Source organism: Pseudomonas sp. 86_A (assembly GCF_017491705.1).
Lineage (GTDB): Bacteria > Pseudomonadota > Gammaproteobacteria > Pseudomonadales > Pseudomonadaceae > Aquipseudomonas > Aquipseudomonas koreensis.
Genome location: NZ_JAFGYS010000007.1, coordinates 169,758 through 188,920, shown reverse-complemented (window position 1 = coordinate 188,920; position 19,163 = coordinate 169,758). Strand labels below are relative to the sequence as shown.

Genomic DNA, 19,163 nt, shown 5'->3' with positions numbered 1-19,163 from the left:
ACTAACCCACACCGTCTGGGGTGTGGAGATGGGCGTATTCTTCGCCCTCATCTACAGGAATTAAAATGAGCGAAAGCTTTGCGGAACTCTTTGAAGAAAGCCTAAAGACCCTGAACCTTCAGGCAGGCTCCATCATCACCGGTGTTATCGTTGATATCGATTACCAAGCTCGCTGGGTAACCGTTCACGCTGGCCTGAAGTCTGAAGCACTCATCCCGCTGGAACAGTTCTACAACGATGCTGGTGACCTGACTATCAATGTCGGTGACGAAGTTCACGTTGCTCTGGATTCGGTTGAAGACGGTTTCGGTGAAACCAAGCTGTCCCGTGAAAAAGCCAAGCGCGCTGAATGCTGGATCGTTCTGGAAGCAGCCTTCGCAGCTGAGGAAGTGGTCAAGGGCGTTATCAACGGTAAGGTTAAAGGCGGCTTCACTGTCGACGTTAACGGCATCCGTGCGTTCCTGCCAGGTTCCCTGGTTGACGTCCGTCCAGTGCGCGACACCACGCACCTGGAAGGCAAAGAGCTGGAATTCAAGGTCATCAAGCTGGACCAGAAGCGCAACAACGTTGTCGTTTCCCGTCGCAGCGTCCTGGAAGCCGAGAACTCCGCCGAGCGTGAAGCTCTGCTGGAATCCCTGCAGGAAGGCCAGCAAGTCAAAGGTATCGTCAAAAACCTCACCGATTACGGCGCATTCGTCGATCTGGGTGGCGTGGACGGCCTGCTGCACATCACCGACATGGCGTGGAAGCGTATCAAGCATCCTTCCGAAATCGTCAACGTTGGTGACGAAATCGACGTCAAGGTTCTGAAATACGATCGCGAACGCAACCGTGTTTCCCTGGGCCTGAAGCAACTGGGCGAAGATCCATGGGTTGCTATCAAAGCCCGTTACCCAGAAAGCACTCGCGTTACCGCGCGTGTAACCAACCTGACCGACTACGGCTGCTTCGCTGAGCTGGAAGAAGGCGTTGAAGGTCTGGTACACGTTTCGGAAATGGACTGGACCAACAAGAACATCCACCCTTCGAAAGTCGTACAAGTCGGCGACGAAGTGGAAGTTATGGTTCTGGACATCGACGAAGAGCGTCGTCGTATCTCCCTGGGCATCAAGCAGTGCAAGTCGAACCCATGGGAAGACTTCTCTGGCCAGTTCAACAAGGGCGACAAGATCTCCGGCACCATCAAGTCGATCACCGATTTCGGTATCTTCATTGGTCTGGACGGCGGCATCGACGGTCTGGTTCACCTGTCCGACATCTCCTGGAACGAAGTGGGCGAAGAAGCCGTACGTCGTTTCAAGAAGGGCGACGAGCTGGACACCGTCATCCTGTCGGTTGACCCAGAGCGCGAGCGCATCTCCCTGGGCATCAAGCAACTGGAAAGCGATCCGTTCTCCGAGTACGTCTCGGTTAACGACAAAGGCGCTATCGTTAAAGGCACCGTGAAAGAAGTTGACGCCAAAGGCGCCATCATCGTTCTGGCTGACGACATCGAAGCGACCCTGAAAGCCTCCGAAATCAGCCGTGACCGCGTTGAAGACGCGCGCAACGTTCTGAAAGAAGGCCAGGAAGTTGAAGCCAAGATCATCAGTGTTGATCGCAAGAGCCGCGTAATCCAGCTCTCGATCAAGTCGAAAGACGACGCTGAAGAGAAAGAAGCTATCCAGAGCCTGAACTCCGTTCAGGATGCTCCAGCCGATACCACTATGGCTGCTCTGCTGAAGCAAGCAATGGCCAAACAGAACTAAGTTCTGCTTGATCATGAAAAAGGGCGACTTCGGTCGCCCTTTTTTGTGCCTGCGATTTGGTGCGGAACGCTTTGGGTGTGTTGGTTCTTTGGTGAAACCAATCGTTGTTCGTTGTGGTCTGTTTCTTTAATCGGATCAATCGCCTATTCGCGACTAAGCTGGGTATTAGTCGTGCAGTAGTCGGGCGTTGCCTGGCATAAGGAAGTGGATGAACAGATTTATAGTCTTCATGGCGGTGTTGGTGCTGGCCGGCTGCACAACGAGTGCGAAGACGCATGCAGTGCGTGGCGTCAGTGGTATCGAGATCGACTGCTCCGGCCTGGGTTCGGGGTGGGAGAAGTGCCAAAAGCGTGCGGCGAAGGAGTGCAAGGGGGCGGGTTACAAGGTGATCACCCGATCTGATCAGGCGAAGGATGAAGATGAATATCCGTTTGGCTTCAATCCCGCAGGCTACGTCACTCGAACCATGCTGGTCATGTGTCGTTGAGTGCGTGTTGTTCGGCTTGTGCCTTTGTGCGCTGAAAACGGGCGTGTCGGCGTCAAGGAAGATATGTCAATCCCTGGGCTGTTCAAAATCTTCCGGGCGTGCTAAAACCTTTCAAGCGCTGATCTAGCTGCTTGAAAAAGAAGGGAAAAATATGACGAAGTCGGAGTTGATCGAACGAATTGTCACCCATCAAGGGCTACTCTCATCCAAGGATGTGGAGCTGGCCATCAAGACCATGCTTGAGCAAATGTCCCAATGCCTGGCCACCGGTGATCGCATCGAGATCCGTGGGTTTGGCAGCTTCTCTCTGCATTACCGTGCGCCGCGTGTCGGGCGCAATCCGAAGACCGGTCAGTCGGTCAGTCTGGACGGAAAGTTTGTTCCGCATTTCAAGCCGGGTAAAGAATTGCGTGATCGGGTGAATGAGGAAGAGGAGGAGGGGGTTTGACAGTCGCTATCCTTCAAGGAGTTTCTGGTGCGTAACCTCAAGCGCGTACTTCTAGGTGTTTTCGCATTGTTGTTGGTGTTGGTGGTTCTGGCGTTTGTGCTTGAGAATCAGCAGTCCATCTCATTAATGTTCCTCGGTTTGGCAGGTCCCCAACTTCCAGTGTCTGTGGTGGTGGTCTTGGCACTGCTCGCCGGCATGCTGATTGGTCCGGTTCTGGGCTGGTTTTTGGGGCGTTCGTCCAGAGCTGCGCGCAAGCGTCTTGTCTAAGCGCGGCGGTCGCAAGGTATCCGTCAATTTTGGGTCGTCGCTTGTCCATATCCATTAGTAAAACGTTCATTAAGCTGTAAAATGCAACCCTTGTTCGATTGTGGTCTATTCCCGCGTCGATTCAGACTGACTCTGACAGAAGCCTCATATCTGATGGCTCTGCATTCATGGATTAGACAGTGCTCGTTGGTGCCACTGTCCGCAGCTCAAGGGTATGCTTTAGCGTGAAAATTCTAGTTACCGGCGGCGCCGGGTTCATCGGCTCGGCAGTCATCCGTCATATCATTTCCAACACTAACGACGCCGTCGTGAACGTTGATAAGCTGACTTATGCCGGTAACCTCGAGTCGTTGGCAGAAGTCAGCCTGGATCCGCGTTACGCGTTTGAACGCGTTGATATCTGCGACCGTGATCGGATCGACCGGGTTCTGCGTGAGCATCAACCGGATGCAATCATGCACCTGGCCGCGGAATCCCACGTGGATCGTTCGATCTCCGGTCCGTCCGAGTTTATCCAGACCAACATAATCGGCACCTATACCTTGCTGGAAGCTGCACGCCAATACTGGGCGGCAATGGATGATGCACGTAAGGCCAACTTCCGTTTTCACCATATTTCCACTGACGAAGTTTACGGCGATCTGGATGGCCCGGAAGAACTCTTCACCGAAACTACGCCGTATCAGCCGAGCTCGCCATACTCGGCCAGCAAAGCCAGTTCCGATCACTTGGTGCGTGCGTGGGCGCGCACGTATGGTTTGCCGACACTGGTCACCAACTGCTCTAACAACTACGGTCCGTGTCACTTCCCGGAGAAGTTGATCCCGCTGATCATTCTCAATGCGCTGGAAGGAAAACCGTTGCCGGTCTATGGCAAAGGTAATCAGGTGCGTGACTGGTTGTATGTCGAAGATCACGCGCGAGCACTGTACAAAGTCGTGACCGAAGGTGTCATTGGTGAGACTTACAACATCGGCGGGCATAATGAGAAGCAGAACATCGAAGTCGTCCATACCCTGTGTGCGTTGCTCGATGAGTTGCGACCGGATTCTGCTCACCGCCCGCACGCAAGTTTGATCACCTATGTGCAGGATCGCCCGGGCCATGATCAGCGCTACGCGATCGATGCCGGCAAGATCCAGCGCGAGTTGGGCTGGACCCCGGAGGAAACCTTCGAGACGGGTATCCGCAAGACTGTCGAGTGGTATCTCAACAACTCTGAATGGGTTGCCCATGTGAAGAGCGGCAGCTATCAGCAGTGGATCGACCAGAACTACGCCGGTCGTTCGGACAAGACATGAAGATTCTCCTGCTGGGAAAAAATGGTCAGGTCGGCTGGGAGCTGCAGCGCTCACTTGCTCCGCTAGGGGAGTTGGTTGCCCTTGATCGGCACCCGGTCGATGGTTTGAGTGGTGATCTGTCTGACCTCGATGCTCTGCGCGCGACTATCCGCAAAGTAAGGCCCGACGTTATCGTCAACGCTGCGGCCTATACAGCTGTCGATAAAGCCGAGTCCGAGACTGAACTGGCTGACCGTGTAAATGGTGAGGCCAGTCGAGTCATGGCGCAGGAGGCCGCATCCCTGGATGCCTGGCTGATCCACTATTCGACCGATTACGTATTCAGCGGCGAAGGTTCGACGCCTTGGCAGGAATGTGATGTCGTCGCACCTGTGAACCACTACGGCGCCAGCAAGTTGGCCGGTGAGCAGGCAATTGCGGCTTCTGGCTGCAGGCATCTGATCTTTCGTACCAGTTGGGTCTATGGTGCCCGCGGTAACAACTTTGCCAAGACCATGCTGCGTCTGGCCAAGGATCGCGAATCGCTGGGCGTGATTGCCGACCAGATAGGCGCTCCAACGGGGGCGGACCTTATTGCGGACGTGACTGCGTTGGCGATCCAGCAAGCGATGCATCGCCCGGCGTTGTCGGGCCTCTATCATCTGGCAGCTGCCGGTGAAGTGTCCTGGCACGGCTATGCCAGTCTGGTCATCGACTTTGCCAAGGCGCACGGTGAGGAGCTCGCTGTTACGGCCGTGAATCCGATTGATACCACTGCCTATCCAACACCGGCGCGCCGCCCTTTGAATTCGCGTTTGAATACGCAGAAGCTGCGCGACAACTTTTCTCTACACTTGCCGGATTGGCAAAGTGGTGTAACCCGAATGCTTATGGAAGTTCTGAATAAATGACCACGACAAATCGTAAAGGCATCATTCTCGCCGGTGGTTCGGGAACGCGTCTGCATCCGCTGACGCTTGGCGTGTCCAAACAGATGCTGCCGATTTACGACAAGCCGATGATCTTTTATCCGCTGTCGGTGTTGATGCTTGCGGGGATGCGCGAAATTCTGATTATCTCCACGCCGGACGATCTACCCTGTTTCCGTAAGCTGTTGGGCGACGGCAGTCTGTACGGCATCAAGCTGACTTACGCTGAACAGCCGAGTCCTGATGGTCTGGCGCAAGCGTTCATCATTGGCGAAGAATTTATTGGCAATGATCCTTGCTGTTTGATTCTGGGGGACAACATCTTCTATGGTCAGCACTTCTCCGACAACCTGCGGGCGGCAAGCACTCAGGCTGAAGGGGCGACGGTGTTTGGTTACCACGTATCCGACCCGGAGCGTTTCGGTGTTGTCGAGTTCGATGCGCAAGGGCGTGCCTTGAGTATCGAAGAAAAGCCGATGAAGCCGAAGTCCAACTACGCCGTGACGGGGTTGTACTTCTATGACAACCAAGTGGTCGATATTGCCAAAAGCATAAAACCTTCGGCTCGCGGCGAGTTGGAAATTACCGACATCAATCAGGCATACCTCGACAAGAAGATGCTCAATGTGGAAATGCTGGGTCGTGGTTTTGCTTGGCTGGACACGGGAACCCATGATTCGCTTCTTGAAGCCAGTCACTTCGTGCATACCATCGAGCAGCGTCAGGGTTTGAAAGTGGCGTGTCTGGAAGAGATCGCCTACCACAATGGCTGGATCACCGCGCAGCAATTGGGTGCTCAGGCTGATGCGTTGAAAAAAACCGGTTATGGGCAATATCTGCAGAAACTGCTGGACTCACCTTCACGCTGATTGGAAGGGAGACCCTTTCAAGATGAAGCGCTCAATCGGTGCAGCAGGGATTGCATGTCAGTAAAACATCCTCGAATTGCGGTTCTGCTGGCGGCCTATAACGGCATGCATTGGATCGAAGAGCAGTTGGCTTCGATCCTTGCTCAGGAAGACGTTGATGTAACCGTTTATATCAGCATTGATCCCTCCACGGACGGCACAGAGATTTGGTGCGAACAGTATGCGAGCGATCATGCCTCTGTGATCGTTTTGCCGCCAGCTGGCACTTTTGGTGGGGCGGCGCGCAACTTTTTCCGCTTGATCCGCGACGTCGATCTGGAGTGCTTCGACTTCGTGGCTTTTGCAGATCAGGATGATATATGGCGTCCAGGCAAGTTGGGGCGGGCGACATGTGTCATTCGCGACCTCCACATTGATGCCTATTCCAGCAACGTCACGGCATTCTGGCCGAATGGCAGTACCCATCTACTGAACAAGGCTCAGCCGCAGGTTGATTGGGACTTTTTGTTCGAGGCTGCCGGGCCGGGATGCACTTATGTGATGAGCAGGAAGCTCATTGACGCGCTCAAATCCTCAATGATCGCCAATTGGAAGCAGCTGCAGGATGTCAGTCTGCACGATTGGTACTGTTATGCCTTTGCTCGCAGTCATGGTTTTAGCTGGTATATCGATCCCGAGCCGTCCATGGAGTACCGCCAGCATCAGCGCAATCAGGTCGGCGCCAATAAGGGGCTCAGTTCCCTGATATCTCGTTACAAGACGATTCATGACGGATGGTGGTTCAATCAGGTTCAACTGATAGCCCGGTTGGTGGGGCGAGAAACCGATCCCTTTGTGCGCGGTTGGCTGAGTCTGCGCCGCACGCAACTATTGCGACTGTCATTCAACGCTTGGCGCTGCCGCCGTCGGCGGCGTGACAAGATGTTCTTCTTTTGCATTTGCTGGGCAACCGCGCTCATAGGAACGAAAGTAAAATGATGCCCCTGAATGTTTTAGTGACCGGGGCCAGCGGATTTGTGGGTGAAGCTCTGGTTATGCATTTGTTGGTCGGCAAGCGCTTTTGTCCTGTGGCGGCCGCACGAGGGCCTACTCGCTTGCAGGGATTGTGTCGCGTGATGCCCTTCGATCTGACTCGTGCCGAAGTTTTGCCTGCTTTTGAGGGGGTCCAGGTTGTGGTTCATGCTGCGGCCCGGGTACACGTCATGCGCGAAGCGGCTGCGGATGCGCTGGCCGAGTTTCGTGATGTCAATGTGCAGGGAACGCTAAAGCTGGCCCGGCAGGCAGCGAATTCGGGGGTCAAGCGTTTCATTTTCATCAGCTCGATCAAGGTCAATGGAGAGAGTACTTCTGCGGGGAAGGCTTTCAGGGCTGATGATCTTCCATCTCCTATGGATCCCTATGGTATCTCCAAATACGAAGCCGAGGAGGCGTTGATCAAGCTTGGTCGCGAAACCGGTATGGAGATCGTCGTCATTCGTCCACCGCTGGTGTACGGTCCAGGCGTCAAGGCCAACTTCATGAGTATGTTGGGTTGGCTGCACAAGGGAATCCCGCTGCCATTGGGGGGCATGCGGAATCGGCGAAGCCTGGTGTCGATAGGGAATCTGATCAGCCTGATCGTTGCCTGTATCGATCATCCTGCAGCAGCCAATCAGGTTTTTCTCGTCAGTGATGGCGAGGATCTTTCTACCTCGCAGCTATTGAGTCGATTGTCTCGGGCATTCGGGAGGCGGGCGCGGTTGCTGCCGGTGCCTGAATGGTTGCTCAAGCTTGCCGCTTCAATGTTCGGAATGCAGGCAGTCGCGCAACGCTTGTGTGGCTCATTGCAGGTCGATATCGACAAGAATCGCGAATTGCTTGGATGGTTGCCCCCGGTCAGTGTGGATCGTGCGATGCGCCAAACTGTTAATCATTTTTTGGATACCAGTGCTCAATGAATGTGTGGTGGCTGTTGGCGGCAGTATTTATTGTCTCTTGGGGGCTGACCTTCGTATTGCGCCGTTACGCGCTGTCCAAGCGTTTGATGGACATTCCCAATGAGCGTAGTTCTCACGTAGTCCCTACTCCTCGCGGAGGAGGGGTGGCGATCGTAATGTCCTTCGTTCTGGCTCTTCCTGCGCTTTACGGTTCTGGAATGCTTGAGTTCAACCTGTTTTGCGGGTTGCTTGGCTCTGGCCTGTTGGTGGCGCTGATCGGCTTTGCTGATGATCATGGGCATATCGCGGCCAGATGGCGATTGTTGGGGCATTTTTTGGCTGCTGTCTGGGCGTTGTACTGGATGGGAGGTATGGCGCCTGTTTCCATATTTGGCATGGACATTCAACTGGGATGGGCGGGAAGTGTGCTTGCAGCCATTTATCTCGTCTGGATGCTGAACTTATATAACTTCATGGATGGTATTGACGGAATTGCGAGTGTTCAGGCTATTTTTGTCTGTCTGGCAGGATGTGTAATTTCGTTGATGGCCGGAAATCAGTCTGTACTTTTTGTGAGTTTGTTTTTGGCCGGTGCAGTGGCCGGTTTCCTGCTTTGGAACTTTCCTCCGGCCCGTATTTTCATGGGCGATGCCGGAAGTGGCTTTTTGGGTGTGGTTCTGGGAGTTCTTTCGCTTTATGTGGCGTGGAGTAACTCCGCATTGATGTGGAGCTGGCTCATCCTCCTGTCCGTTTTTACAGTGGACTCAACTGTGACGTTGCTGAGAAGACTGGTGCGAGGAGAGAAGATTTACCAGGCTCATCGCAGTCACGCTTATCAATACGCTGCGCGGCATTTTGCCAGTCACAAGGTCGTTACACTGGCGGTGACTTGTATAAATGTTTTCTGGGTATTTCCTATGGCGGTTCTGGTCGCAAAGGATTATCTGGATGGTTTTACAGGTTTGATCGTAACCTGTTTGCCGTTGGTTTTTCTCGCGTTCAGATTTAGTGCCGGGAAAGCTGAATTGCAGGTTTGAAGCTTCTTGGAGCGCTTGTGGTTCGAGCCACAGACGATGCGTCAGCTTTGACCGCTGGCAGCCCTGCCATTGTCCGCAGAGGGCCAAACCTGTTAGGATTGCCGACTATTTTGATGCTGTGGATGCCCCATTCATCGGAGTTTTTATACGATGAATGACGGTTTATTTGTCGCTCTCATCGAAAAGGCGCGCGTTGGAAACGTTTCAACGAGGTTGACCCTGTTGCTCATGAGTCTTGTCGTTAAAACTGTGGGGCGTTCGAATTTTGGTCAAGGAAGCTAATGTCGGTCACATTTTATACCCGGGGACGATTCTCACGCAGGGGATGGTTTCAGGAGCTCCCGATTCCGGTGTGTTTTCGTAGCGGTTGCCGCTGTTAACTTGCCTCGATGGTCGAAAGAAAAAATGAAATTGACAGAAAACACAAAGGGCTACGCATGAACCCGCACGCTGTTCGCTCAACATCCCCCATTACATTGTTTCGTTCTATCAGAAAAAATCGTGGTTTGATATATAGCCTGGTTAAAAGAGATATTGCCGGAAGATACAGTGGCTCTGTTTTGGGGTTGTTGTGGTCTTTTTTTAACCCTGTCCTTATGTTGGCTGTTTATACTTTTGTGTTCAGTGTCGTGTTCAAGGCTCGTTGGGTTGGCGGAAGCGATTCAAAGGCTGAGTTTGCACTTGTGTTGTTTGCCGGTCTGATGGTGTTTAACTTGTTTTCAGAGTGTATGAACCGCGCTCCAAGTTTGATCCTATCGAATGTCAACTATGTTAAGAAGGTGATATTTCCATTGGAAATATTACCGATCGTGACGCTGGGGTCTGCACTTTTTCACCTGATGGTGAACTTTTTGGTTTGGCTGGTTTTCTATGTGATCTTCTACGGTGTGCCTCATCTCGGCGTACTGTTCTTCCCACTGATACTTTTGCCATTGGCCCTCATGACTCTCGGGGTCACTTGGTTCGTAGCTTCCCTCGGGGTATACCTGCGCGATGTAGCGCAGGTCATCAGTACGCTGGTACCGGTGCTGATGTTTTTGTCCCCGGTTTTTTACCCGCTGAAAAGCTTGCCCGAGCGCTTTCAGGCAGTAGTGCAAGTCAGCCCCATCACTGTCGCGGTCGAGCAAACGCGAGGTCTCATGTATTGGGGGGAATCCATGGACTGGCGGGTCTGGGGGCTCTATCTGTTGATCTCCTGTGCAATTGCATGGTTTGGTTTTGTTTGGTTCCAGAAGACACGAAAGGGGTTTGCAGATGTCCTCTGATGAGTACTCGATCCGCGTAAATGGTCTTGGTAAGTGCTACGAGATTTATGCGACGCCGCGTGACCGTTTGAAGCAGTTCATTATTCCACCGATTCAACGGTTGGTAGGACGTGAACCGTCGTCGTTTTGCCGCGAGTACTGGGCTCTGGAGAACATTTCGTTCGACATTCGCAAAGGCGAGGCTTTTGGTATTGTCGGCCGCAACGGTAGTGGGAAAAGCACGCTTCTCCAGTTGATCACAGGAACCATCGCACCGACGGTAGGTACTGTTGAAACTCGTGGCCGAGTCGCGGCACTGCTCGAGCTGGGATCGGGCTTCAACCCCGAGTTCACCGGCCGTGATAACGTCTATCTCAACGCCATGTTGCTCGGTATGACCCATGATGAGGTCGACGAGCGCTTTGACAAGATTGCAGCCTTTGCCGATATCGGCGATTACCTCGATCAACCGGTCAAGACCTACTCCAGCGGCATGTTGGTACGTTTGGCTTTCGCAGTGCAGGTTCAAATCGAGCCTGACATTCTGATCGTCGACGAGGCGCTGGCTGTTGGTGATGCGCTGTTTCAGAAACGCTGTTTTGGCCGGATCGAAAAGCTGCTTTCCGATGGCGTGACTCTGTTGTTTGTCTCCCATGATCAGGAGTCGGTTCGAACGCTGACCAATCGTGCGATCCTGCTCAAGGGCGGGCGAGAAGTTTCGATGGGTTCTGCCTCCCAGGTCCTGCTCGATTATCGCAAACTGCTGCACCAGGAAGAGTCGGATTATTTCTCCAAGTTGATGCAGCCTGCCGCAGAAACGGCGCAGGCTTCGGCTTCCAAACCTGCCGATTCGAGCGCTTCCAGCGAAGCGGAAACCGCACCTGAATCGAGCGAATCCTCTGAGAAAAGCCAGGCGCCAGCTGTCTCTGGACGCGCTGATCAGATGTCCTTCGGAGACGGGGGCGTTGAAGTGTTGTCTGTCGGCACATTCGGCACCGATGATGAGCCGTGCGCGGTTTTCTACCCCGGCGACGTCATTCGGATTCGGGTCAACTGTATTTCACATATTGATACTGACAGCATCAATGTCGGTGTTCGTATCCGCAGTCGTGAAGGGATAAAAATATATTCGTGGGGCACTTTGAACCAGGATATGCAGATTCTGGCTGGACTGCGTGAGGGCGAGCTTTTCTGGAAGCGTCAGCTCAAGGCAGGAGAGCAATTCCATGTCTGGCTGGAATGCGATTGCTCTTTAGGTTCGAACCTCTACGAGATTCAGGCATCCATTTCCTATGAAGGCAAGCCTGACTACACCGCCCAAAGAATTTTGCACTGGAAAGATGAAGCAGCATTTTTCCAGACACTGATGCGGCAGGATGAATACTTTTTCGGTGGAATATCCGACTTACATATGGCCGCCAGGTGGTAATGATGAGTCCAACTAATTCGATTGATTACAGCTCGTTCAATAACGATTACTGGGAAGACGTGATTGCCTCGGGTGAGAGCAATGGCGATTTTCGCGAGACATCCAGGTGGGTTGCGAAAACTTGCGGTGCCGGCTCTGTGCTGGATATCGGGTGCGGTCTGGGAGGGCTGGTCTCAGAACTCCTGTCGTTGGGCATCAATGCTGTTGGGGTGGATGTTTCGTCCCTTGCAGTGGCAGCCGCCAACAAACGTTTTCCCGAGCGGTTCAGCCTAGGATCGGCATTATCGTTGCCGTTCGCTGACAGCCAGTTTGACACCGTAGTTTCAACCAATTGTCTGGAGCATCTTCACGCTGAAGATGTGCCCGCAGCCTTGCGCGAGATGTACCGTGTATCTGCCCGGTATGTTTTTCTGCAGATAACAACGTCCGTTGAAGAAGGCGAGCGTTCTCTGTTGACGACCGCCAAGCGTGACTGGTGGGAGGCGCAGTGTTTCGAGGCCGGGTTCCGAAAACACGAGTTGTACTATCAGATCAATCCTTATGAAGCGCTGAACGAAGACGGGCGTCAGATATTCGTATTGCTGGAGAAGGTGCCTGCAGAGGCGCTGCGACATTACGATTTGTCGGTTCTGGTTGAAGAGCGGCTGCTCCATACGGACATGCTGCGTGAGGTCGGGCGACGTGGTGACGCGCACTGTATCCGTTATCAGAAGGCTGCCGAATTCGTGCGCCCGGGCGATCGTGTGCTGGACGTTGCGTGCGGCCTTGGTTATGGCAGCTACATGCTGTATGCCGCTTCGCAGGCCAAGTCGGTATTGGGTGTTGACCTGAGTGATTTTGGCATCGCTTATGCCAATGCCCACTATGGTCGCCCAGGCAAAGTCGAGTTCGAGGTCGGTGACGCTCAAGCGCTCAGCTCAATTGCGGATAACAGCATCGACTTCATTGCGGCATTCGAAACAATCGAGCATGTTCCCGAGCCAATGGAGTATCTGCTCCAGTTAAAACGCGTACTCAAACCGGGTGGCCGCGTGATGGTTTGCGCCCCGAATAACTGGGCGGACGAAACCGGTAAAGATCCGAATCCTCACCATTTGCATGTTTATACCTGGGAACGACTGGTGGAGGAGTGCGGTACGCATTTCCTGCTGGAACAAGGCATGTTGCAAACGGCGGGTGGCGCTATGAAGTGTCACCACTCCCCGCGAAAATGGGAGACTGTCCCGGTCGACCGCACGCCTGAGCAGGAAGCGGAGTGGGTCCTGGTGTTGGGCATGGCTGATCCGCTGGAAGGGATCTCGGTGCCGTATGAGGAAACGCAATGGGCGTTGCCTGACTCGCCTGAATTTTCGGTCAGTGCATTCGCCCGCGATTACCAGAACCCTTGGTTAGTGCGTGGAATGATTGCTCAGGGCCAACGCGCGCGTTCCGTTTCTTTGTTGCAGACCATGCAGGATCGGGTGTTGAACACCGCCGCCCCGGATTCGGTTGATTACGGTGCAGCGCTATGCGGCAAAGTTTATAACCAAGCCAAATTGGCTGATCTGCCTTTTGAACGCTATCAAGCGCTTTTGACCGACATTCGAAGTTTTGCAGCGATTGCCAATCCGTCTCCACATCAGCTGCGTTGGCAGGTCTCCCTGCTCTTTGCTGGTGGCGAACTTGCACGTGGACACGGTCGCTTCCAGGACGCAATCGAATGTTTCACTGCGTGCGCCAGCATTGATGTGATGGCTTACAGCCCATTGCTTGGTAACAAGGTCGTCGATGCGTTGTTCTGGTTGTCGGAGTTTGCTGTGGCCGACGGCGATGAGTCCGCGGCACGGAACTACCTGGTTCGCGCGATAGCCGAGGTGCAGCGTCTTGTTAGCGGGTCTTGGTTAAATATCAGTGGTGATCCTCAATCGCCACTGCCATTTGGGCTCGCGGAAGCGGCTCAGTTGCTGGACAAAGCGTCGCGAGCCGCTTACAAGCTTTCCGTTTTGGACAGTGTTGCGCTTCGCCCTGGACTGGTATACCAGGAATCCAGCGGCTTCTTCGAGCGTCAGCTCGTTGAGCATGACCAGAAACTCAACGACGTAAGCAACTCCGTCAGTCGCCTTATTGCAGCACTGGAAGAGAAAGATTCCGCGTGCCGGGGGCTGGTTGAGCAAATCAACACGCTGGAAAGTCGAACTCACGAGCTGGCTCGCGAAGTCGTTGCACAAGACAAGCATGCCCAAAGTCTTGCTCAGGAGGTAATGAGACTGGATGCGCATGCTCAGAGTCTTGCTCAGGAAGTCGTCAAGCAAGATGCCCATGCCCAGATGCTTTTAGGCGAAGTTGCCAAAAGAGATGCAGAAATCGTTCGTCTGTTGGCTCAAGGCAGCCAGGATTCGTTGCAGCCGTTATGGAAAAGAGTCCTGCGTGGGATTGTGCGGAGAGTTAGGAAATGAGTAACAAAATCACGAAAACCGGGATTGTCATTGTTTCCTACAATGCCTCCGAGGCAGTCAGGATCACGTTGGCGAGTATGCGACGTGCCTTTAATGAGTCTGCCTACAAAGTAATACTGGTCGATAACGCTTCGGAGTCTGGCGAGCGAGACAAGATTCGCGAAGCGATGTCCCATCATATTGCTGAAGTGGGGCCTTCGTGGCGCTATGTCGAGCAAGATACCAATTTGGGCTTTTCCGGCGGGAACAACGTCGGTATTTCCGAGTTTCTTGCCGACGAAGAAATTACTCATATCTGTTTGCTCAACAGCGATGTCATCGTTACGGATTTCTGGCTGGACAATCTGCTGGCAAGCGGGTCGGACCTTATCAGTGCGGTCACTAACAAGGCTGACGGCGAACAATGTGTTCCTGTCGACTATCAGTTGGAGTTTGCTGAGTGCCTGGATCATCGCACAGAGACTCTGCACGATAAGGTATATCAGCGCGTTTCCAATTTTGCCGAGCGCTGGAAATCAGCCTGGAAAGGCAATCTGGTTGAAACGGACGTAACGTTCTTTTGCGTTCTGGTGTCCAAGGCGGCCTTTGAAAAAATCGGTCTGCTTGACGATACGTTCTTCCCGGGCGGATTTGAAGATGACGATTATTGCCTGCGCGCACGTAACGCTGGTTACGAAATTCATTTGGCGCGAGATGTGTTTATCCACCACTGGGGATCGGCATCGTTTGGCCAGTTGCAATATCAGTATTTCAGCGAGCGAGCACAGCGCAACAAGGCATTCCTGGAACAAAAGCACGGCATAACCTGGCGTCGACGCCCGGAGAAGCCGATCGTCTCTTTTGCAATGGATGTCGAATTTGCGCTGTCGCATCAAGAGCTGCTTTCTTTGCAAGCTCCTTTTTTTGAGCTGTACGTAGACAATCTTGGGAAACAGATCAGCTACTTTGAGTCGGAATTCAGCAAACTGACCGAGGCGTTGGCAGCTCAGGGGCGTGTTGTGCCTGAGGCGCTCCTGAAGGCCGTGTCTTCTGCACGTTCCTATGGGGATTTGATCTCACTCTGGGATAAGGTCGTCGCGCGTATTCAGCGTGCATTGACGGGTGGGGTCGTAGGCGCCGACGAGGCTGCTGCGCTCAAAACGGATCTTGGAACCATCGCGACCGGGGTCTATGAGCGGGTGGATTGCAATTTCGCCATCCACACGTTCATCACCTCCCCAGCCGAGGACGGTACCAGCGGCGTCGACCTCCCGCCGCCGGCCACTTCTGCGGCATTTTCTGCACGCCCTGAAACCCGCCTGGGTCGGTTGCTGTGGTTCGTGCGCCGCAGCCTGAATTTCATTCTGAAGTTTGATGGCATCGTCTTCTTTGGCGGGTATTTCTACCCTGAGCGTCAAAGCGATGGTTACTTTCAGCGTATTCAGATTGTTGATCGCATGTTTGCTGATCGGTGGCGCGTCTATGTTGAAAGTGACGAGCTGAAGGGGCGCAACATTTGGTTTGATCGGCCTGAGCCTAATGTGCTGGTGCTGCGAATCAATGGTTCCAAGAAGCGCAGAATGCTCGTGCGCATGCTGGCCCTGATGGCCGTTCTGCGTTGCCGGAAAATTTACTTCCACAGTGTGTTGCGTATGTACGACAACCGCTTTGGCAAACTCATGCATCTGCCGTTCATTCGCAAGGCTATAGATATTCACGGTGTGGTGCCTGAAGAATTCCGTATGCACAACGATTTCTTCAGTGCTGTTCTTTACGAGAAGGAGGAGCGGCTTGCTGTAGAGAAGGCCGGTATCGTCATCGTTGTAACCGAAGCGATGAAGAACTATCTCCAGCAGAAGTTTCGAGGAGCACTGAAAGCACGTTCGGTTTCTTTCCCGATCTTCCCTCGCTTCACCCCGACACACGCAACCCGTCCGCTTATCGACGGCAAGCCGGTCGTGGTTTATGCGGGTGGCCTGCACAAGTGGCAGCAAGTTCCAAAGATGATTGATGCAATCATCCGCACTGCCGATCGGTGCAATCATCGCTTCTATTGCCCGGAGCCTCAGATTGTCAAAGACATGCTGCCGGCAGAGTTGCTGGGGTCTGTGGTTGTCGAGGGTAAAACCCACGCTGAACTGATGACGCTTTATCCGCAGTGCCACTACGGGTTCATCCTTCGGGAAGACATCATCGTCAACCGTGCGGCCTGCCCGACGAAGCTCGTTGAATACCTTGCAATGGGTATCGTGCCGATCGTCGACTGCGAAGACATTGGTGATTTCAAGACGTTGGGGATGCACTACATCACTCTGGAGAACTTCCTCGCCGGCAGTTTGCCTGATGAAGCAGAGCGAGTGGCGTTGGCAGAAGCGAACCTTTCGGTTTACGAGCGTTTGAAGGAGGTGCGCCAGACGGGCGCCGACCAGATCTTTGCCTATTTCACACCGCCAGTTCGTAACTCGCGCAAGCTGAATATGCGAAAAGTAAATGTGCGCCAGTTCGTTGCTGACATCGCGCGGCGCGTGCTGCCTGCGGGCACCCTCCAAGGGCGTGCTGCACGCAAGGTCTGGCGTGTTCTGCGTCCAATCCTGGGAAAGTCGCAACCGCTGGTCCAGACAGTCGACGTTAACCCTGCGTACGAAGTTGTGCATGAGACTCTGCCGACCTGTGACGTTTTGGTTCAAGTTGATAACTTTGAGGCTGGCGGTCTGGAAAATGTTGTCCTTGATCTCAACGAGACAATGATCAAGGCCGGGCTGCGTGTCGTGCTGCTTGTTCAGGGCACTCAAGGCGCGGCGGTCCAACGGGCCCGCGATACAGGTCAGATGGTGGTGTGCCGTCCTTACTCGGCGCAATCCCATGGCGAGTTGATCGACCAGTTGCAGCCCAAACTTGTCTTGGCTCATTACTCGTTTAGTGGTGCAGATGTCTACCGAGATAAAGGTATCGGGTTCGTGCAGGTCATTCACAATATTTACATGTGGCTCAACGATCAGCAGCGTCAGGAGTTTGCTTCGGTAGCGCAGAAGACAAGTGCTTTTGTTGCGGTATCGCAGCAAGTGAAGGATTACAGCGTTTCTCGTCTGGGCGTGCCCGCACAGAGCTGCGTGGTCATTCCTAACGGCATTGATTTCAAGCCATTCGACGAGCTGGACCGGGACACCGCACGTGCTCGCCTGCGTGCGCAGTACGGTATTGCTGACGATGAATTTGCTTTCATCGACATCGGTTCGATCAACCACCAGAAAAATCATCTGGGCGCCATCAAGGCGTTCGAGATTGCGGCACGCTCGACTGACAAACTTCGCCTGTTCATTCTGGGGCCGGTCTACGAACCGCAGTTGCTCGCCGAGATGCTCGCCTATGTCGAAGCGCACGGTTTGCAGGAACGTGTCACATATTGCGGCTCTGCGACCGAAGTTCATGAATACCTGGCCATGGCTGATGCTTTTACTTCCGCGACCTTTTTCGAAGGCGGGCCACTGACTTTGCTTGAGGCGATCAAAGCGAATATTCCGGTTGCCATGTCCAATGTTGGCTGTGCCTCGCACTTTGCAAAGCATGCTGGTATTGAGCTTGTCGATCCTGTTTATGACATGGCGCAATTCACCGGAAGCGTTACTGAGATGCGCTCCAACGCGCAGTTTGAACAGCGTCTGGCCGAGGCCATGTTGCGTGTCCTGAACAATGGCGTTCGTCCGCAATTCTCGGAACGTGAGCTTGAAGGACTCGACAAAGAGCGCACTTACCAACGTTACGTGAAACTCGTTCAGCAACTGATCGGTGGTCAAACACTGCAGGTGAGTGAACCTCTCTCGATGAAGCTCGGTTAAATGGCCAATCGTTCACGTATTTCAGTGCACTCACTGGCTCGCCGTTGTTTCTGGTTGTTGCCGGCTACCTTGCGTAACCGGCTGCACGGTGTTCGGCATGCGATTGTTCGATGGCTGCGCAGCCGTAGCGTGCGAACTTCGATCCGAGCCGGAGACCTGACAGGCGCCGAGTTTCAGAGCCAAGTGCTGAACGCAGCCAGCTATCGTCTTGTCGTCATTTTCGAAGCGAATGTCGACTGGGGGATAACGCTGTTTCAGCGTCCACATCACATGGCAATGGCACTGGGTCGTCTCAACTGTCTAGTTGTCTTTCAGACAACGGGTGATGACGTTCTGGGCTTCAGGCAAGTGGCCGAAAATGTATGGATCGCCAATGATGCGGCCGTGAATGCCATTCCCGGTGCGGTGCGCTGCTTTTACAGCACTTCACTTCTGGCCACTCGTGAGGCGATGGCGGTTGCACGTACTCGGGGCCGGGTGGTCTACGAATACATCGACCATATAGATGCCTCCATTTCCGGTGGCAAGGGCGCCATCCGTCGACTGCTTGATCTGAAAGCTGCTGCGTTTGAAGGGGAGGCCGATGTCATTGTCTCCTCGGCTACAGCTCTCCAGAAGGAGGCTCTGGCAGCTTGCGGGGACAGGCGTTGCGTGTGCGTCCCCAACGGCGTAGACGTGGCACATTATCGTGCGGCACAACAGGACGTCTCTGTCCCCCAGGCACTCACCGAATTCAGAGGTCGATACAGGCACATCGTCGGCTACTTTGGTGCCATTGCCCCATGGCTCTGGTATGAAATGGTCGAGCAGGTTTGCGCCGGGATGCCGGATGTGGGATTCGTGTTTATCGGGCCGGACTACAGCGGTTGCGTCCCGTTGTTGCCGCAGCGCGCGAATGTGCTTTATCTTGGTCCGATCAACTATGCCCAGCTACCTGCGTCTGCCCGCTTGTTTGACGCCTGCTTTATTCCGTTCAAGCCGGGCGATGTTGCGCGATCTACCTCTCCGTTGAAACTTTATGAGTACTTTGCGCTTGAGAAACCGGTCGTCGTGACGGCCGATATGAATGAGTGCACGGTTTATCCAGAGGTCTTCTCCGGTGGCGACGCTGCCGGGCTCACCGCGGCGATCCGCCAAGCGCTCAACGTCTGCAGCGATCAGGCGTATCGTGAGCGGCTACGTACCTTGGCTGATCAGAACAGCTGGGACGTCAGAGCGGCAGTCTATGCAGACAAGCTCCAAAGTCTCGAAAGCTAATA

Annotated in this window: 15 protein-coding genes; all 15 read left to right on the top strand. The window is 53.9% G+C overall.

The annotated features are described in order from the left end of the window. Positions 1-65 precede the first annotated feature (65 nt). The 15 genes from rpsA to J5M57_RS12650 all read left to right on the top strand — a co-directional run bounded on the left by rpsA (position 66) and on the right by J5M57_RS12650 (position 19,161). Positions 66-1,748: a 30S ribosomal protein S1 gene (rpsA, locus tag J5M57_RS12720; RefSeq protein WP_207848098.1), complete on the top strand. Its 1,683-nt coding sequence runs from the start codon at positions 66-68 to the stop codon at positions 1,746-1,748. Positions 1,749-1,956: 208 nt separating this feature from the next. Continuing rightward, positions 1,957-2,235 carry a hypothetical protein gene (locus tag J5M57_RS12715; protein WP_169842058.1) on the top strand — a complete coding sequence of 93 codons (279 nt, stop codon included), beginning with the start codon at positions 1,957-1,959 and terminating at the stop codon, positions 2,233-2,235. A gap of 151 nt (positions 2,236-2,386) precedes the next feature. Beyond that, entirely contained in the window at positions 2,387-2,683 is a 297-nt protein-coding gene (ihfB, locus tag J5M57_RS12710; RefSeq protein WP_003189779.1) for an integration host factor subunit beta, read from the top strand. A gap of 27 nt (positions 2,684-2,710) precedes the next feature. After that, positions 2,711-2,950, top strand: coding sequence for a lipopolysaccharide assembly protein LapA domain-containing protein (locus J5M57_RS12705; RefSeq protein WP_169842057.1), 240 nt, complete (start codon positions 2,711-2,713; stop codon positions 2,948-2,950). Positions 2,951-3,174: 224 nt separating this feature from the next. Further along, positions 3,175-4,251 carry a dTDP-glucose 4,6-dehydratase gene (rfbB, locus tag J5M57_RS12700; RefSeq protein ID WP_169842056.1) on the top strand — a complete coding sequence of 359 codons (1,077 nt, stop codon included), beginning with the start codon at positions 3,175-3,177 and terminating at the stop codon, positions 4,249-4,251. Next, positions 4,248-5,141, top strand: coding sequence for a dTDP-4-dehydrorhamnose reductase (gene rfbD / locus J5M57_RS12695; protein ID WP_169842055.1), 894 nt, complete (start codon positions 4,248-4,250; stop codon positions 5,139-5,141). The genes rfbB and rfbD overlap by 4 nt, the downstream gene beginning before the upstream one ends. Further along, positions 5,138-6,028, top strand: a complete 891-nt coding sequence (rfbA, locus tag J5M57_RS12690) for a glucose-1-phosphate thymidylyltransferase RfbA (protein WP_169842054.1) — start codon at positions 5,138-5,140, stop codon at positions 6,026-6,028. The genes rfbD and rfbA overlap by 4 nt, the downstream gene beginning before the upstream one ends. A gap of 54 nt (positions 6,029-6,082) precedes the next feature. Further along, positions 6,083-7,006, top strand: a complete 924-nt coding sequence (locus J5M57_RS12685; RefSeq protein WP_169842053.1) for a glycosyltransferase — start codon at positions 6,083-6,085, stop codon at positions 7,004-7,006. After that, a complete protein-coding gene (locus tag J5M57_RS12680) occupies positions 7,003-7,965 on the top strand; it encodes an SDR family oxidoreductase (RefSeq protein WP_169842052.1) in 963 nt (320 codons plus the stop codon). The genes J5M57_RS12685 and J5M57_RS12680 overlap by 4 nt, the downstream gene beginning before the upstream one ends. After that, a complete protein-coding gene (locus tag J5M57_RS12675) occupies positions 7,962-8,981 on the top strand; it encodes a glycosyltransferase family 4 protein (protein ID WP_169842051.1) in 1,020 nt (339 codons plus the stop codon). Before J5M57_RS12680 ends, J5M57_RS12675 begins: the two co-directional genes overlap by 4 nt. Before the next feature lie 437 nt (positions 8,982-9,418). Then, positions 9,419-10,246 (top strand): ABC transporter permease, encoded by an 828-nt coding sequence (locus J5M57_RS12670; protein WP_169842050.1) that lies wholly within the window; start codon positions 9,419-9,421, stop codon positions 10,244-10,246. Further along, complete coding sequence (locus J5M57_RS12665) at positions 10,236-11,654, top strand: ABC transporter ATP-binding protein (RefSeq protein WP_169842049.1); 1,419 nt, start codon at positions 10,236-10,238, stop codon at positions 11,652-11,654. Before J5M57_RS12670 ends, J5M57_RS12665 begins: the two co-directional genes overlap by 11 nt. 2 nt (positions 11,655-11,656) lie before the next feature. Continuing rightward, entirely contained in the window at positions 11,657-14,089 is a 2,433-nt protein-coding gene (locus J5M57_RS12660; protein ID WP_207848099.1) for a methyltransferase domain-containing protein, read from the top strand. After that, positions 14,086-17,904: a glycosyltransferase gene (locus J5M57_RS12655; RefSeq protein ID WP_207848100.1), complete on the top strand. Its 3,819-nt coding sequence runs from the start codon at positions 14,086-14,088 to the stop codon at positions 17,902-17,904. The genes J5M57_RS12660 and J5M57_RS12655 overlap by 4 nt, the downstream gene beginning before the upstream one ends. Continuing rightward, positions 17,905-19,161 (top strand): hypothetical protein, encoded by a 1,257-nt coding sequence (locus J5M57_RS12650; protein ID WP_207848101.1) that lies wholly within the window; start codon positions 17,905-17,907, stop codon positions 19,159-19,161. Positions 19,162-19,163: the final 2 nt, after the last annotated feature.

Coding starts and splice junctions, on each gene's coding strand:
- rpsA (WP_207848098.1), top strand. CDS start 66: ATGAGCGAAAGCTTTGCGGAACTCTTTGAAGAAAGCCTAAAGACCCTG.
- J5M57_RS12715 (WP_169842058.1), top strand. CDS start 1,957: ATGAACAGATTTATAGTCTTCATGGCGGTGTTGGTGCTGGCCGGCTGC.
- ihfB (WP_003189779.1), top strand. CDS start 2,387: ATGACGAAGTCGGAGTTGATCGAACGAATTGTCACCCATCAAGGGCTA.
- rfbD (WP_169842055.1), top strand. CDS start 4,248: ATGAAGATTCTCCTGCTGGGAAAAAATGGTCAGGTCGGCTGGGAGCTG.
- rfbA (WP_169842054.1), top strand. CDS start 5,138: ATGACCACGACAAATCGTAAAGGCATCATTCTCGCCGGTGGTTCGGGA.
- J5M57_RS12685 (WP_169842053.1), top strand. CDS start 6,083: ATGTCAGTAAAACATCCTCGAATTGCGGTTCTGCTGGCGGCCTATAAC.
- J5M57_RS12680 (WP_169842052.1), top strand. CDS start 7,003: ATGATGCCCCTGAATGTTTTAGTGACCGGGGCCAGCGGATTTGTGGGT.
- J5M57_RS12675 (WP_169842051.1), top strand. CDS start 7,962: ATGAATGTGTGGTGGCTGTTGGCGGCAGTATTTATTGTCTCTTGGGGG.
- J5M57_RS12670 (WP_169842050.1), top strand. CDS start 9,419: ATGAACCCGCACGCTGTTCGCTCAACATCCCCCATTACATTGTTTCGT.
- J5M57_RS12665 (WP_169842049.1), top strand. CDS start 10,236: ATGTCCTCTGATGAGTACTCGATCCGCGTAAATGGTCTTGGTAAGTGC.
- J5M57_RS12660 (WP_207848099.1), top strand. CDS start 11,657: ATGAGTCCAACTAATTCGATTGATTACAGCTCGTTCAATAACGATTAC.
- J5M57_RS12655 (WP_207848100.1), top strand. CDS start 14,086: ATGAGTAACAAAATCACGAAAACCGGGATTGTCATTGTTTCCTACAAT.
- J5M57_RS12650 (WP_207848101.1), top strand. CDS start 17,905: ATGGCCAATCGTTCACGTATTTCAGTGCACTCACTGGCTCGCCGTTGT.